The organism is Lactobacillus sp. CBA3605 (genome assembly GCF_002970915.1).
GTDB lineage: Bacteria > Bacillota > Bacilli > Lactobacillales > Lactobacillaceae > Lactiplantibacillus.
This window is the reverse complement of sequence record NZ_CP027190.1, coordinates 950,065-966,688: the sequence shown is the minus strand read 5'-3', so window position 1 is coordinate 966,688 and position 16,624 is coordinate 950,065. Positions and strand designations below refer to the sequence as shown.

Sequence of the window (16,624 nt, the reverse complement as noted above, 5' to 3'; positions counted from 1 at the left end):
AAACCAAATAGTCAATATTTATTCGAACATATCGTCATAAATAATGGGAATCAATTGCGCTGATTTGTTATGGTCCATCAAGTGGGCGTGAAATAGCCCGGTTTGACGCAAAAAAAGCTAAGTCGCTTAAATGGCGACTTAGCCTGAAACTGTTGGTAAAGTTTAATTACGAATGAGTTGAGTGAAAACAAATTCGTTTGGAATAAAATGTGATTCCGTATATTCAAATTGACGACCGGCATCGTTAAACCCGATGCTAATCATATTGCCAATACAATTATTGGTCCCTAAGGCCAGTTGGTCAAAATCAATAGCCAGCGCTGTATCGACGCGCAACATGCGCTTAACGACGGCAATTTTGATTTTTAACTCGTTTTGTAAGTAGTCATAGATGGAAGCTTGCGCAATTTCAGCGGTAATCCCGGGGGTTAGTTGCGCATTGAAATAGTTCAAGTCAATGACGGCGGCGGTCCCGTTGAATTGACGAACCCGTTGAATGGCATAGACGGGAATGCCAACTTCAAAAGCGGTCTGCCGGCTTAGTGTTTGATCAACGATGATTTGTTTGAAGCTCACTAATTTGGTTTGATAGTCTAAGTGCCGGTCGGCATTGATAGCCTGAATGCCGGTTAATTTTCCTAAGCTAAGATTGAACTGTTGCGTTTGAGAGGTATGTTCTAATAAAACAACGCCGCGTCCTTTGACGCTATAAACCAGGCCTTCGTCGGCAAGTTTTTTGATTGCTTTACGGACGGCGTAGCGACTACTATCGAATTCGGCGATTAAGTCGTCTTCGATGGGGAGTCGCATTTTAATGCTATAGGTTCCTTGTAAAATGCGGTCTTTCAATGTTTGATAGATTGTTTCAAAAGTATTTTTAGTCAAAATGTCACCTTCATGAAGTTAATTATTAGTTTCATTATAACAAAAAATAAGCTTTTTTAAATAAATATCCGAACAAATTTAAATATTTATTCGAACAAAAATTGACAGCTGGTTAAAGTTGTTATTATAATGTAAGCGTAATCAAGACTAGGAGGGAAAAAGATGCAAGTCGAACAACACACTTTAATGAGTGATGGTCAGCCATTTCAAGTGACGGCAACTTGGCTAGACCAAATTACTGATTTTGACACATCGGTGGCATATCCGGTGATGATTATTTGTCCCGGCGGTGGCTTTACGTTTCATTCGGGACGTGAGGAGGCCCCAATTGCCACGCGATTTATGGCGGAAGGCATGCATACGGTTATTTTAGAGTATCAATTAGCAACGGCGACGACGGCCGTTTATCCGCGGGCGTTACAGCAAGTTGCCCAGACGATTGCCTGGGTAACTAGTCAGGCCCAAGCCCACCATGTTGATCCTGAGCGAATTATTTTAACGGGATTTTCAGCGGGCGGTCAGGTGGTAGCGGCATTCAATGGGGTGGCGACAACGCCAACCTTACGAGCGCACTATCAGTTAGATCAATATGCGGGGCACCATGCGGCGGTGATTCTAGGATATCCGGTGATTGATTTGACGGCTGGCTTTCCAGCAACGGCGGCTGATCGCCAAAAAATAACGCCGGATCAAACCTTGTGGGCCGCACAAAAGTTAGTTACGGCGGCCACGAAGCCGGCCTTTGTCTGGCAAACGGCCACGGATGCGTTGGTCCCAGCGCTAAATTCAATTCAGTATGTCCAAGCATTGTTACAGGCAGGCGTTTCCACTGAGTACCATCTTTTTGGCAGCGGCATTCATGGTCTGGCCTTAGCGAACCACGTGACGAAAAAACCGCACAAGGCGAAATATTTAGATGATCAAGCCGCCCATTGGGTGCCATTGGCAGTGCGATGGTTACAGCGACAAGGCTTTTTAGCAGACGAAATTTAAACGAAGTAACTGGCGTTTGGACTGCACCAAACGCTTTTTTGTTGCAAAAAGAGCTGCTATTGGCGGTGGCTAAGGCGTCACCTTTTGCTTAGTTAAGTGCGGTTTGGCTTAGAATTGGCTGACACTGGTGGCCATTCTGCGGTATAATTTCAAGTATTAAAACGTTACAAAGGGGCGGTAAACATGGCAACAAATCAGCATTTAGTGGTAATCTCGTTAGATGCGTTGGGCTTTCGCGACCTCCGCGAGCATCAAGCAGAATTACCAGTTCTCAATCAATTAATGACGGGTGGCGCTTGGGTTAAATCCGTGACGGGAATTTATCCCACGTTGACCTATCCATCACATACGACGATTATTACGGGTCAATATCCAAGCACACATGGGATTGTGAACAACACCAAGTTACAACCACAAAGGCGGTCACCAGACTGGTATTGGTATCAAAAAGATGTGAAGGTCCCGACTTTGTATGACTTAGCGCGACAAAAAAAGCTGACCACGGCCGCTTTTTTATGGCCAGTGACGGCTGGTAGTAAAATTACATACAATTTAGCGGAGATTTTTCCCAATCGTATCTGGACGAACCAAGTTTTAGTTTCTTTAAAAGCTAGTTCACCATTATTTTTATTACAAATGAACCATCGTTATGGACATTTACGGAATGGGATTAAACAGCCCCAACTTGATGAGTTTATTACGGCATGTGCAGTAGATACGATTACACATAAGCGGCCGAATCTGACGTTAATTCATTTAGTCGATATGGATAGTATGCGACATCGCTATGGGGTCCGTTCCAAGGAAGCCATGGCGGCCTTACAGCGGTTAGATGCCCACGTTGGTCAATTAATTCAAGCAACTAAGGCTGCGGGCACGTTTGCGGATACGAATTTTGCAATTTTAGGGGACCATTATCAGATTAATGTTGATCATATGATTCACTTAAATACGTTATTTGCGCAACAGGGATGGCTAACACCGCGTCCTGACCAGACGTTTGAAGATGATTGGTCCGTCATGGCGAAGACCGCTGATGGGGCTACCTATATTTATACGCGCGATTTTGATGATTTGGCGCAGTTAAAAGATTTAATTAGTCAAGTCACCGGCGTAGAATCGATTATTAACGGCGAACAAGCTGCGCAACGTGGGGCTGATCCCACGTGTACCTTTATGTTGGAAGCTGAAGCTGGGTATTACTTTACGGATGAGAGCCGCCGCCCAGCCGTGGTTGAACCAGTCCATCCGGCGACGTTAGGTCAACCAGATCGCTATCATGGTGTTCATGGGTATGACCCAACGAAGCCTGATTATCAAACAACTTTGGTGTTGAACGGTCCAGCGGTTAAGGCTGGGGTGACAATTGAACAAGCGAACTTAGTTGATGAGGCGCCGACGTTTGCCCGGTTATTAGGGCTACATTTTAACGAGTCGCTCCCTGGTAAATGCTTAGATGGCATTTTTAAGGAGGGCTTGGATGAAGTTTAATAAGCAGCAGTGGAGTTGGATTTTTTATGATTGGGCCAACTCGGGCTATGGGATTATTGTGACGACGGCGGTGTTGCCGGTTTATTTTAAAGCGGTGGCCCAAAGTAGTGGCGTTACCCCAGCTAATGCAACTGCCTATTGGGGTTATGCGAATAGTCTTGGCACGTTGTTAGTCTCCATTTTAGCGCCCGTGCTCGGTGCTTTGGCAGACTATCCTAAAGCTAAAAAACGATTACTGAATATTTTTTCAATGGTCGGGATGCTTATGACCTTGGGGTTGAGTGTCATGCCGACTGGCGCCTGGCAATGGTTATTGGGAATTTATATCTTATCGATTATTGGGTATTCTGGTGGTAATTTGTTTTACGATAGTTTTTTAACGGATGTGGCGCCTAATGATCAGATGGATCGCTTATCCGCTTATGGTTATGGTTTTGGCTATCTGGGCGGCGTCTTGGCTTTTATCCTATTTTTGGTCTTACAATTGACTAATGGGTTTGGACAGTTATCAAGCTATGGTGTGGCTCGTTGGAGTTTTGCTTTAGCTGCCGCTTGGTGGATCATCTTTTATATTCCATTATTAAAAAATGTCCATCAAGTCTATGCGTTAAAAGCGAATGCGCATCCAGTGGCAGCTAGCTTTAAGCGAGTCTGGTCAACCTTGAAGCACATTAAGAAATATCGGGCAGCCGCTTGGTTTTTAGTGGCGTATTTCTTCTATATTGATGGCGTAGATACGATCTTTACGATGGCGACGTCCATCGGGATGGATATGGGGATTACCACGACCACTTTAATGCTGGTTTTACTAGTTGTTCAATTAGTCGCGTTTCCATTTTCTATTTTGTATGGGTGGTTAGCCCGCAAAACGTCGACGCGGACAGGAATCTTAATTGGTATCATCATTTATTTTGGTATTTGTCTCTATGCTTTGCGACTCTCAACCGCGACTGATTTCTGGATTTTGGCCGTCTTAGTGGGGACTAGTCAAGGTGGTATTCAGGCCTTGAGCCGGTCGTACTTTGGGCGCTTAATTCCGAAACAGTCAGGAAGCGAATTCTTTGGCTTTTATAATATTCTAGGTAAATTCTCCGCAGTTATGGGCCCGGTCTTGGTAGGAATTGTGACGCAGATGACTGGTAAATCGACAGTTGGTGCGGCCTCGTTAAGTATTTTATTCCTAATTGGGTTAGTCATCTTCATGGCTTTGCCATATCTGAGTCAACAACCAACCCCAAAAAGTTAGTTAACTGTCATAATTAAACGACGAAAAATACTCACCGCAAGAATTCACAAAATTCTTGCGGTGAGTATTTTTTACCCAAATTACCGTCGCAATCACATTATAGTTTCATTTCAGTATGATGCTGAGTGAGCCGTAAGCCACCATAATAACTTAAGCCAATCACGAGCCAAATGGCACCGATGAGTTTAGCGAGCAGATTAAGATTGAGCATGACGAATAAAATAATTATAAACCCGATGACCGGCACGAGCAGATGATGCCAGTAATCATGAGAATGCCCCTTAATCAGAAAATGATTAATAACGGCAACGTGAATGACTAAAAAGGCCGTCAAAGCACCGCAGTTAACGATTTCTGATAATACCGAACTATTATTCATGAAGCTAAGTCCGACAATCAAAGAAATACCGGCCACTAGTAGGGTGCTGACATAGGGCGTCTTGTATTTGGGGTGGATTTTGGCTAAAACTGCGGGGAGATTATGATCCCGCGACATCCCAAACAAAATTCGTGAGATGGCCGCTTGGGCTGCTAAAGCGTTCGCAAAACCCCATGATAGAATTGTCGCAATCGTTGTGAGGTTGGTGAGAAAGGGACCGCCCACTTTACCTGCTACTACATAAAAAGCCGTATTGAGATTACTAAAAGTGTGCCAGTTTGGCACGATTAATGCCGCTAGATATGTTTGACCGATAAATAAGACGCCGACCAACATGAGTGACCACATGATGCCACGTCCAACGGCCCGGTTGCCGCCGGTCGTTTCTTCGGCTAAGGTACTAATACCATCAAAACCTAAAAAACTGAGGACGGCCACTGAAGTTGCGGTCATGACAAAGTTCAGGTTGAATTGTCGTGCATCATAGAACGGTTTTAGGGTGAAGCCGTTACCGACCCCATGTAATAGGCCGTAAATACCCAAGCCAACAAAAAAGGCTAGCACGATTAACTCACCGACCAGAAAGATTCGATTGGCGATGGCTGTAAATTCAATTCCACGGACATTGATCAGCGTATTGATGGCAATAAAGACGAGCAACCAGATCCAAGTTGGCACTGCGGGTAACAGTGATTTTAGCGAATTAGCTGCGATAATGTAAAGCAATGCTGGCACAAAAATATAGTCTAAAATAATCATCCAGCCGGATAGAAATCCCACGAGTTGATTGAGCCCTAACTTTGCATAGGTGTACACGGAACCGGCAACTGGAAAGGCTTGCGACAATTGTCCATAACTTAATGCAGTGAAAAACATCGCGACCATTCCGATGGCATAGGTTAAGGCAATCATGCCTCGTGAAGCTGCGATGACTGAGCCGTAAATCCCCATGGGGGCAATCGGTACCATGAAGATTAAGCCATAAATGACTAAATCTTTGACGGATAAAGTGCGGTCGAGCTCTTGATGATAGCCAAAATCGCTTAAATTAGCGGAGTGGTTACTAGGAACGTGATTAACAGCCATCGACTAGGCCTCCTTAGTTGGGTGAAACTGGTCTTGACGTAAATCTAGAAAATAATTTTTCAGATTTGTAAAAAAGACCGTTGGATTATCAACCATATGATTGTGCCCGCTAGCCGGGGTGACAACTAAGCGGGCATTGGGCATCGCTTGTTGCATGCGTTTGGCAGTGCTTAAGGGCATGGTTTCGTGATCGGCAAATGATAGGAGTGTCGGTAATTTGATGGTCTTTAGTTGCACCGAAAAGTCCCAAGTCCCTAAATCTCCCACCACGACGAATTCATTATCCCCCTGAAAATGGTGATAGACAGGCTTAGCCTGAATATCGAGCTGATGCGATAGTTGCGCTGGTGTTCGGCGGTTAACGTAACCGTGATAGAGTTGAGCAATCAGATGGCGGTAATGTGGATTTTGCCATTGTCCACGGTGCTCAATATCAAGCATGAAGGCATTCTCCGCCGGTGAGAATTCGGCCGCACGGATTGCTTGAATGTGGGTCAAATAATCTGGAATATTATCAATCATACTAATAATAATGAGACCTTGTAGCTGCGCCTGATGTTGCGCGGCATAGGTCATCGCCAGCATGCCACCCCAAGAGTGTCCAGCTAGGAAGAAGCGATCGTAGCCTAACAGTTGACGGACTTCTTCAACTTCTTTTAAATAATAGGTCTCGGTGAGAAAGTTTGCTCGAATGGTGGGATCATCCCAATCAGGTGTATCCGAATACCAAGAACCTAGTTGGTCGTACATCGTCACTTCAATATCTAAGGCCGCTAATTCCGGACCGAAGCGTTCAAAAACTTCGTGAGTATCACCAGGACCGCCATGGAGACAAAGCAGTTTAGTTTTGCCGCCCAGGTTAGTCGTATGTGACCAAAGGTGATAGCCATTTTTTAACGTTAAAATTCGAGTGATATTTTTCATCTCCGCAGCCTCCGTGTCAAATTGTTTACTAGATTTAAAAATACATCATATTTTAATCTAATTCAAATTAAATATTAATCTCAGCTGCGAAAAAGGTAAAAGAATAAGTCTAGTTAACTAAGGTACCAAACTAAGGCATGTTCTGTTTCGGTTAAAGATTTTGGCAATAAAAAAATCATCACTACAAGAATTCAGAAAATTCTTGCAGTGATGATTTGGTAGCGGTCATCAAACCTTAAAAAGGGCTAAGTGTTCTTTTAAATAAGTGCCAGTGATGCTATGTGGATTTTCACTAATTGCTTGTGGGGTTCCGGTGGCGACAATTTGACCCCCGTTAATCCCACCAGCTGGTCCCATATCAATCACATAATCAGCATTAGCGATGACGTCTAGGTCATGCTCAATTGCAATGACGGTGGCGCCTTGTTGAATGAGCTGGTCAAAAACTTGCACGAGTTGCTGAATATCTAACGGATGCAGGCCGACTGATGGCTCATCGAAGACAAACAAGGTCCCATTTTGGCGTTTACCAATCTTAGTGGTCAATTTTAAACGTTGGGCCTCACCACCAGATAAAGCGGGGGTACTCTCACCTAATTGTAAGTAGCCCAAACCCATCGCCTGGAGAATTTGCAACGTGTTTTCAATACTAGTTTCACCTTTAAAGAAAGGAAGCGCCTCATCAACCGATAAAGCAAGGATTGCAGCAATATTTTTACCATGCCAATCAACTGCTAAAGTGGCTTGATTATAGCGGCGACCATGACATTGTGGGCAAACTTCCGTAATATCTGGTAGGTATTGAACGTCTAACGAAATTTGCCCAGTACCGCCACAAGTGGGACAAGCACCTGCTGCCACATTGTAAGAGAAGCGGCTAGCAGTCCATCCCTGGGCTTTCGCGGCGGGCGTAGCTGCAAATAAGCGTCGGAGTTGATCTAAAATTGTGGTATAAGTCGCGACTGTCGAGCGGACGTTTTTACCAACCGGGACGGAATCCACTGTGACCACGTGGTGTAGCTGACCACTTTCAAATTGGGTGACGTGTTTTGGTAAGGGTTGGTGGTGGGCAGCCGCCTGAATGGCTGGAATCAGACTATCTAAAATTAAAGTTGTTTTGCCAGCACCACTCATGCCTGTAATGGTGGTGAGGCGGTTCTTAGGTAGTTGAGCGGTTACATCTTGGATATTGAAGCGATGCGCCACTTCAATCGCTAATTGTCCTTGCTGCCAGAGTTCCTGGTCGGTTAAGACTGGACGGGTTCTTAGCGTTGCGGTCCCAGTTAAGAAGGGTGCAATCATGGAGGTCGGTTGGCGTTTAATCTCATCAACGGAACCATGATCAATAACAGTGCCACCATGCTTACCGGCACCCGGGCCAATCTCAATCACGTCGTCGGCAGCTGCAATAATACTGGTATCGTGATCCACTACAACGACAGAATTTCCCTGTTGGACTAAGGTGCGAAAGGCTTTGATTAGCCCGTTGACATTGGCTGGATGCAGGCCGACAGAGGGCTCATCTAACACATAAAGGACCCCGGTAGTCGCGCTACGCAACGTGCGGCCTAACTGAATTCGTTGGAGTTCCCCAGTAGAAAGGGTCGCACCTGGTCGATCTAAGGTAAGGTAGTCTAAGCCTAAATCGGTCATCGGTTGTAAGCTCAGCAGGAGTTCATCAACTAAGGATTGGCCCAGTTGATGCATGTTGGCCGGCAGCCAAGCGACGATGGTGGTCGCAAAGCGATTTAAGTCAGTGACGGTCATGGCACTAACGGTCGCAATGTTCTGGCCGTTTAGATGTTGTGTCATTAATTTAGGATCAAAGCGGGTCCCGTGACAGGCCGGACAGGTTGCAAAGGTGTAGAAACGATTTAAACGCGTAATTGTGCGTTCGTTTTTACTAGTTGCTAGACTGTCTTCCACGGCGGCAAAAGCATTTTCGTAAACAGCATTATCCATATGAAAGATTTTGCCTTTGGCACTTGGAATGTTGATGGCAACGGTTTGTTTCGGCCCATGTAAAACTTTATCTTGGTCAGCTGGACTGAGGTCTTGATAAGGCGTATCAATCGGAATGCCAATCGCATTGGCAACAATTGGCATGAAATTACGTCCAGGCAAATGCCAAGCCGCCACGGCTCCCTCACGGATGGTCTGAGTTGGGTCGGCAATTAATAAGTCGGCATTAATCTGGCGCACCTCACCTAAGCCACCGCAAGTAGGACAAGCGCCGTTAGAATTAAAGGCAAAGTCTTCCGCTCCCCAAGCCGTAAAGTGAGCCTGGCAGACTGGGCAGACGAGATGGCCCATATTTTCAGCAATTTGTAAGGTTGGTTTTAAACGGTGACCATTCGGACAAACTGGTGATCCTAATCGAGAAAAGACTAACCGTAAAATATTTAGGCTCTCAGACATGGTTCCGACCGTTGAACGGACGCCGGGGACTTGGGGCCGTTGACGGAGTGCTAGGGCTGAGGGCAAGTATTGCACTGAATCTACGGCAGCTTTGCCGACTTGATTAATGCGGCGCCGAGTAAAGGTTGAGAGTGCATTTAGGTAGCGACGGGCGCCTTCAGCATACAAAACACCCATAGCGAGTGAAGATTTACCGGAACCGCTACGGCCGGTAATGGCAACGAATGAATTTAAAGGGATATCGATGTCTAAATTTTTTAAATTGTTAACATGGGCGCCTCGAACTTTAATATGAGTTGGAATAGTTGTTTTTGACATGTAGTCGGAACTTCCTTTCGGCGACGTAATCGGTCACACTCTCCATGCTACAACATTTGACGGTTGCTTGCCTGTGGTAAGGCTTAGTCTAGTTGGACCACGCGATATGGTATGCTTGAGGGATAAAAATCAGAAAGTTGGGATTAAATAATGGACATTGAAGCTTTGGCACAACGGAGTCACCGAATTCGAACAGCCTATCATCAATTAGAACAACAGCAAGACGGTCACCCGTGGACCCTAGAACAAGATGCGTTAGCTTTTTTGACAGATGCGGGCTTAGTTGGCCGGCAAGTGATGAATCAGACGAACAGCTGGCCAGAAACACCGGCTAGCGTTGATTTAGCCAGTAAATTGGCCGAAAGTATTTGGTGGCTAGTGGTCTTAGCTGACCGTTCTGGGATTGATATTGATCAGGCCTTAACGCAATTTTTAACCGCCCGTGAGCAACACTTATCATAAGGTTAGGGCAGTCAATGGCAGTGTGGTAAAATTGAGCTAAATTTAGGAAACAAGGGGGTAGCTTATGCGACAACGGAAAATGCTTTGGTGGGGGCTCTTAGCGGGGTTAATGGTCGGCATCATGACGTTGAATTGGCAACCTATCCACGCTTTAGCGGACTACCGAATTAGTCATTATGACACACAGGTGGATATTCAAAAAGATGGCAGCGCCGAAGTGACGCAAGCCATGACCTATGATTTTGATGATGATTATCATGGGGTCTTTAATGTGCAGGATTTACGTGGCATTCAAGGCGCCCAGTTTCAAGGGGTGACGACGCAACTTAATGGTGGGATGACCCAGACGGTGCAAGCTGCCCAGACTGGTAGCGATAACACGTATCAATTAACTCAAACTAACCAACAATTTCGGGTGAAGTTATATCGCACGGTCAAAGCCGATGATCAATTGCGAGTCGTTTATCGGTATCGTTTATTAGGGGTTGTGACGAACTATCAAGATACCGCCGAACTAAACTGGAAGATTATCGGTACGGGCTGGGATGAACCATTGCGGCAAGTCCGGCTAACCATTCAGTTGCCAGCCAAGTCAGTAACCGCGTTGCAAGGTTGGACGCATGGGCCGCTTAGTGGTAAGACGGTTGTTAGTCAAGCTGATGGGCGGGTCTTGATTACCCTGGCGTATAATCCAGCGAACACGTTTGTGGAAACTCATCTGGTCTTTCCGACTAGTGTGACACCAACTAATCAGCGGACGAGTACGAAAAAGCGGTTGGTAGCGGTTCAAAAACAAGAAGCGCAGTTGGCACGGGCCGCCAACGCCAAGCGCCAACGGCAACGGCAGCTTTACTGGGGGCTATACGGGCTAGCCATTGGGGTCTTAGTGGTCACGATTGGTGGCTATAGTTGGTGGTTCTGGCGTCATCGGGCGACACCACATGTCCGGCCGGTACCAATCCCACATGCTTTCGACGTGCCAGGCGTCTCACCGGCCGTAGCGCAGTCATTATGGCGAACGGCATCGCCGAATACGGATGCGTTATCTGCCGAAATTTTACAAGCAGCTGCGGCTAAAGAAATTAAGCTCACAACGTTACCCGGTAAAAGGCAACCGCAAGTGCAGCTGACGCGATTGCGATCGGTTTCTAATTCGTTTTTAGACCACTGTTTTGATCAATTGGCGACGGCCGAAACGTTTGAACTGGCGCAACTGAAAGCTTTTGGTAAACGGGATAAAAAAGGGCGTCTCAGTAGCTGGTTCAGTCAGTGGCAACAATCGATTGATACGCAAGTCGCCGTGTATCAAGATGCACCCAATTATGCGTTGCGACATCGCTGGTTAGGATTTGCCACGGTTGTTACGATTTTAAGTGTCGTGGCGACTGGAGCTGGCTGGTTGATTAGTCCCCGAGTGTTGGGCTTAACTGGCATGATAAGTGCAGTGATAACGTTAGGTAGCTGGGTACTAGCCGGCATAAATTACCGAAAAATCATTATTAATACGGATGCTGGCTTAGAATTAGTCAATCAAATCACTGGTTTTCGACAAATGTTAAAAGATATCGGTCATTTTAACACGGCCGATATTGGTGATCTCATCTTATGGGAACAGATTTTGCCATATGCGGCGGCCTTTGGCTTGGCAAAGCAGGTCGCAGCTAAGTTGGAATTAGACTTTGGCACACCGGCATTGGCAACCGGGTTAGGGATTTATTACCCACTTTTCTTTGTTGGCGATGGTTTCGATTTTGATTTATCAGGAACGCTAGGTGCTAGCTTTTCAAGTGCTTTAGATGCGTCAAATAACGCGAGTTCGCCAAGCGGTGGCTCTGGTGGCTTTTCCGGCGGCAGTTCTGGTGGTTTCGGTGGCGGCTCTGGCGGTGGTGCTTTTTAGCGCTGACCATTGCGCTTATCAAGCGTGTTGATAGGGAGTTTGGGATTTTAAAACCCAAGCTTTTTTGTCGTTGTTGAATGCGGTTACAAAACGGTATCGAAAAGGGTTGCGCTGTGCCCGGAATAACTGTACGCTGTGAGGGTAACTACGGATATAAATCGTAACGAATGGATGCGACGAGATGACAGTAAAATTAATTGCAACGGATATGGATGGCACGTTTCTGAATAGTCAGGGTGATTATAATCGGCCACGTTTTGCGCGTGACTATGTTGCCTTACAACAGCAAGGTATTCAGTTCGTGATTGCGAGTGGTCACCAAGCAGTTGAGCTGGCGACTTTCTTTAAAGACTATCCGGCCCTTTGGCTAATTGGCGGCAATGGTGCCGAGCTAATGCAATCTCAAGCAGGGTTAACCGCGGCGACTTTTAGTCCAGCTGCCACGCAGCAAATTCTGCAAGTGTTGGCGGCTTATCCGGAAATACAGCTGGCGTTATGCGGTACTCGCACCGTCCACGTGTTAAAAAATGCCGATGTTGATTTTCTGGCGGCAATGGCCGCTTATTATGCTGACTTAGAGCGGGTTACTGATTTGCAGACGGTTACCGATCCGGTCGTTAAGTTTGATATTATTTGTCCCCCAGCGCGGACTGACCAGTTGGTATATGAGTTGACGCCTAAGTTGGCGGGCCTTGCCGTTCCTGCTTCCGGTGGTCAAGGAAGTCTGGATTTAATTCAGCCCGGATTACATAAAGGGCGGGCCTTGCGGTTATTAGGTGAGCAGTTAGGTATTTCGCCGGCCGAAATGGTTGCGTTTGGCGATGGCACGAATGATTTAGAGATGTTGCGATACGTGCATACCGGTGTCGTAATGGGCAATGCCCCGGTTGAACTGCAAAGCCAAGGAGATGCAATCGCCAAATGTAATACCGAAGATGGTGTCTTAACTTACATTGAAAATGAGATTTTACGAAAATGACGACAGATTTTCAGAAAAGTGCTCGCCTTTTGATTGCCAAGAGGGCGGTTAACATGCTACACTTCAACTAGATGGCAACGACTGGAGGCTGGGATTTAAGTCCTGACCTCTTTTATATTGTTGTACTGGATGTTTAAGATCAGCTAGTTAAAATAGGTCAATGGCGACCAAGGTAGCGCTTGGCACTGAACATCAATTCGTTGGTAATGACTGCCAACATTCAAAAAAGAGAGGTATTTTAATGTTAACCGTAAACAATGTGAGTATGCAATTTTCAACGCGTAAACTTTATGATGATGTTAATCTAAAATTCACCCCGGGTAACTGTTATGGGGTTATTGGCGCTAATGGTGCTGGTAAATCAACATTTTTAAAGATTTTGGAAGGTAAGTTACAACCAAGTAGTGGGACTGTTTCGATGGGACCTAACGAACGGATGTCGAGCTTAAATCAAAATCACTTTGCTTTTGATGATGAAGAAGTCTTGGCAACAGTGATTCGTGGACATGAAAAGTTATATCAAATCATGGTTGAAAAAGATGCACTCTATGCCAAAGCTGACTTTACGGATGCGGATGGTTTACGAGCCGCTGAACTTGAAGGCGAATTTGCTGAAATGGACGGCTGGAATGCTGAATCCGAAGCTGATCAGATGCTACAAGATTTAGGCATCGATGAAGCAATGCAACACTTGAAGATGAGTGAATTAACGGAACCACAAAAAGTGAAAGTCCTCTTGGGCCAAGCTTTATTCGGTAATCCGGATGTTTTGTTATTAGATGAACCGACCAATGGGTTAGATGTCCAGTCAATCAGTTGGTTAGAAAACTTTTTAGCCGATTATAACAAGACTGTCATTGTCGTTTCTCATGATCGCCATTTCTTGAATCAAGTTTGTACCCATATGTGTGACGTTGATTTTGGTAAAATTACGTTATTCATGGGAAACTATGATTTCTGGATGGAATCAAGTCAATTGGCCTCTAAGCTACAAGCGAATGCCAATGCCAAAAAGGCGGACCAGATTAAAGAATTACAAGAATTCGTGGCGCGGTTTAGTGCGAATGCCTCGAAATCTAAGCAAGCGACTTCGCGGAAGAAACAATTGGAAAAGATTACGTTAGATGATATTAAGCCGTCATCACGTAAATACCCCTTCATCAAATTTACTCCCGAACGTGAGATTGGGAATGACTTATTGAAAGTTGAAAACGTCTCGAAAACAATCGACGGCGTTAAAATTCTTGATAACATCAGTTTCACATTGCGGCCAAATGAAAAAACGGCTTTAATTAGCCGGAGTGATGTTGCGACGACAACGTTAATGCAAATTATCGGCGGTGCCATGACACCGGATGCTGGGACCGTAACTTGGGGTCAAACCACGTCGCGGACGTATTTACCACGTGATATCAATGATGAATTTACTAATTCTGATTTGATGATTATTGATTGGTTACGACAATATGCGCCTAAAGAAGAGAGTGATGACACCTTCCTGCGGGGATTCTTAGGTAAGATGCTCTTCTCTGGCGAAGATGTGCAACGCAAAGTGAACGTGTTGTCTGGGGGCGAAAAGGTCCGCGGCATGTTATCTAAGATGATGCTTAGCCGGGCGAATGTCTTGCTGTTAGATGATCCTACGAACCATTTGGATTTGGAATCAATCACGGCGTTAAATGATAGTTTGATTGATTTTACTGGCGCGTTGATTTTCACATCGCATGACCACGAATTTATTCAAACGATTGCGGACCATATTGTGGAAGTTAGTGCTAAAGGGGTAGTTGATCGTGGTGATACGACGTATGATGAATACCTCAATCATGAAGCTATCCAAGGGCAAGTGAGTGAGCTGTACTAAAATTAGTTTGGCCTAACCGAATAATAAACAAAATATGAACTTTCGAATCGCTCAGTCTGGTATGATTAATTCATTACGAGATTGGGGGATTCTTTTTTTATGACACCATATGTGGAACGGTCGCTACGCCGCTGGTATCTGTGGCAATTGATTGTTTTAGTTGGGGCAGCATTTGTGACTTTATTTATGAACGGTGGGGACTTTTTTGATTTGGGTGGGATGTTACTCATCATGCTATTATTGGGAGCGGTGTTGCCGACTTTTGAGACCCAACCGTTAACAACTCATTGGCGGCGTTTTCGCCGATTCAATCATTATTTTCAAACGATTGTGCAATTTTTGAGCTTGCCGCTGTTAGTGGCGAATTTAATATTGATGTTAAGCAAATTATCGTTTTTAGATCAACAGGGATTAGTAGCAGTGGGCTTTGCGTTATTGATAGTGATGTTTGTCCCCGTCGCTTATGTGGTTACTCGGCCGATTGAATCCGTGTTAGGGCGGATCCTAATGTTGATTTCGGTCATTTTTTCTGGTGTCTTGAGTGCCCAGATGACGATGTTGGCATTGCCAGGATTAACTGCTCCCACAGTGTTCAAACTAGTGGGCGATAGTAGTATCTTAGGCGCTTTAGGGTTTGTATTGACCGTTGGCGTATTAATGTGGGCGTGGCAATTTAGTTGGCCGACTTGGCGGCTACAACCGCAAGCAAACTGGGGGATGCTAACTTTTATTGGTGTTTTGGCTGGCTTGTTTGTCATCTGGAATGCTTATGGCGCGGGTAGTTCGTGGGCAACCACATTTACGACTTTTGATTTTCATATGAAGTCAGTCTCGTGGCAGTTGTTTTTAGGTGGCTTAGAACCTGGAATTGCTGAAGAATGGCTTTACCGTTTTGCGGTGTTAGCTTTATTATTACGGGCATTTAAAGCGCGGAAACATCAGCTAGAATGGGCCATCTTTTTGAGTAGTGGTTTATTTGGCGCGTGGCATTTGACGAATGCGTTAAGTGGTCAATCGCTCTCGGCAACGTTGGAACAAATGATTTTTGCGGCGGCCTTGGGGTGTTTTTTAGCGGTTAGTTATTTGTATTCGGGAAGTTTACTGGTGCCAATCGTGATTCATGCGCTGACCGATATTTTAAGTATGATGGCTTCTGGATCGCAAACGATGACCAAGCCAGACTTGTTTGAATGGGAGACTTTGGCATTGTTGGTGTTAGTTTTCGGGTTAGTGACGGGGTATTTATTAACCGGTTCGCGCCGGTGTTTAATGCAACGACAAGTGGATAACCGATTGCATTTAAAGGCCTAATTCATGAGATTTGAGTAAGTTTTGACTGGATGTAATGTTTTTGTAATCTTAGTGTCACTGATTTGCAACGCATTCTCGGTATACTAAGACTGCGGTACAGTACGGCTTTACATATTATTTTCAGAATTGTTTGCAAGACCAGTTCTGAATGCAGCTTAAAACATCGCTCGGAATGGCAGGGTCATAACGGGGCACATAGGGGTATAACATGAATTGGGTCGTTAAGAACCGGTAATGAGAGACTTGAGCTAATTGGCTTGAGTCTTTTTTATTGGTTTCAAAAAAAAATCGAGTTGGTTATCAGAGTTAAGGGCTTAGGTGGTGTTGGATTGGCATAAAGTGGTGTTCAGCTTAACTAATGATGTAAGTAG

12 protein-coding genes are annotated in these 16,624 nt (G+C 45.2%); 8 read left to right on the top strand and 4 right to left on the bottom strand.

Going from position 1 to position 16,624, the window contains the following annotated elements:
- Positions 1–162: 162 nt before the first annotated feature.
- Positions 163–885: a GntR family transcriptional regulator gene (locus C5Z25_RS04835; protein ID WP_105451595.1), complete on the bottom strand. Its 723-nt coding sequence runs from the start codon at positions 883–885 to the stop codon at positions 163–165.
- Positions 886–1,047: 162 nt separating this feature from the next.
- Here C5Z25_RS04835 and C5Z25_RS04830 point away from each other — a divergent pair, with 162 nt between their 5' ends.
- The 3 genes from C5Z25_RS04830 to C5Z25_RS04820 all read left to right on the top strand — a co-directional run bounded on the left by C5Z25_RS04830 (position 1,048) and on the right by C5Z25_RS04820 (position 4,615).
- Positions 1,048–1,878, top strand: coding sequence for an alpha/beta hydrolase (locus tag C5Z25_RS04830; protein WP_105451594.1), 831 nt, complete (start codon positions 1,048–1,050; stop codon positions 1,876–1,878).
- 183 nt (positions 1,879–2,061) lie between these two features.
- Positions 2,062–3,369 carry an alkaline phosphatase family protein gene (locus C5Z25_RS04825; RefSeq protein WP_105451593.1) on the top strand — a complete coding sequence of 436 codons (1,308 nt, stop codon included), beginning with the start codon at positions 2,062–2,064 and terminating at the stop codon, positions 3,367–3,369.
- Positions 3,359–4,615, top strand: a complete 1,257-nt coding sequence (locus tag C5Z25_RS04820) for an MFS transporter (protein ID WP_105451592.1) — start codon at positions 3,359–3,361, stop codon at positions 4,613–4,615. Before C5Z25_RS04825 ends, C5Z25_RS04820 begins: the two co-directional genes overlap by 11 nt.
- A gap of 97 nt (positions 4,616–4,712) precedes the next feature.
- On the opposite strand, the gene C5Z25_RS04815 is transcribed toward C5Z25_RS04820, so the two are convergent.
- The 3 genes from C5Z25_RS04815 to C5Z25_RS04805 all read right to left on the bottom strand — a co-directional run bounded on the left by C5Z25_RS04815 (position 4,713) and on the right by C5Z25_RS04805 (position 9,740).
- The gene (locus C5Z25_RS04815) at positions 4,713–6,080 is read right to left on the bottom strand and encodes an APC family permease (RefSeq protein ID WP_105451591.1); all 1,368 of its coding nucleotides are present in this window, start codon (positions 6,078–6,080) and stop codon (positions 4,713–4,715) included.
- A gap of 3 nt (positions 6,081–6,083) precedes the next feature.
- Positions 6,084–7,004, bottom strand: a complete 921-nt coding sequence (locus tag C5Z25_RS04810; RefSeq protein ID WP_105451590.1) for a proline iminopeptidase-family hydrolase — start codon at positions 7,002–7,004, stop codon at positions 6,084–6,086.
- Between the two features lie 228 nt (positions 7,005–7,232).
- Positions 7,233–9,740, bottom strand: a complete 2,508-nt coding sequence (locus C5Z25_RS04805; RefSeq protein ID WP_105451589.1) for an excinuclease ABC subunit UvrA — start codon at positions 9,738–9,740, stop codon at positions 7,233–7,235.
- A 150-nt stretch (positions 9,741–9,890) separates the two neighbouring features.
- On the opposite strand from C5Z25_RS04805, the gene C5Z25_RS04800 reads away from it, so the two are divergent.
- From C5Z25_RS04800 to C5Z25_RS04780, 5 genes are all read left to right on the top strand, one after another.
- Positions 9,891–10,202: a nucleoside triphosphate pyrophosphohydrolase family protein gene (locus C5Z25_RS04800; protein ID WP_105451588.1), complete on the top strand. Its 312-nt coding sequence runs from the start codon at positions 9,891–9,893 to the stop codon at positions 10,200–10,202.
- Between the two features lie 64 nt (positions 10,203–10,266).
- Positions 10,267–12,099 (top strand): DUF2207 domain-containing protein, encoded by a 1,833-nt coding sequence (locus C5Z25_RS04795; RefSeq protein WP_105451587.1) that lies wholly within the window; start codon positions 10,267–10,269, stop codon positions 12,097–12,099.
- A gap of 181 nt (positions 12,100–12,280) precedes the next feature.
- Positions 12,281–13,078 (top strand): Cof-type HAD-IIB family hydrolase, encoded by a 798-nt coding sequence (locus C5Z25_RS04790; RefSeq protein WP_105451586.1) that lies wholly within the window; start codon positions 12,281–12,283, stop codon positions 13,076–13,078.
- 241 nt (positions 13,079–13,319) lie between these two features.
- Positions 13,320–14,942: an ABC-F family ATP-binding cassette domain-containing protein gene (locus tag C5Z25_RS04785; protein WP_105451585.1), complete on the top strand. Its 1,623-nt coding sequence runs from the start codon at positions 13,320–13,322 to the stop codon at positions 14,940–14,942.
- 99 nt (positions 14,943–15,041) lie between these two features.
- Positions 15,042–16,253, top strand: coding sequence for a CPBP family intramembrane glutamic endopeptidase (locus C5Z25_RS04780; protein ID WP_105451584.1), 1,212 nt, complete (start codon positions 15,042–15,044; stop codon positions 16,251–16,253).
- Positions 16,254–16,624: the final 371 nt, after the last annotated feature.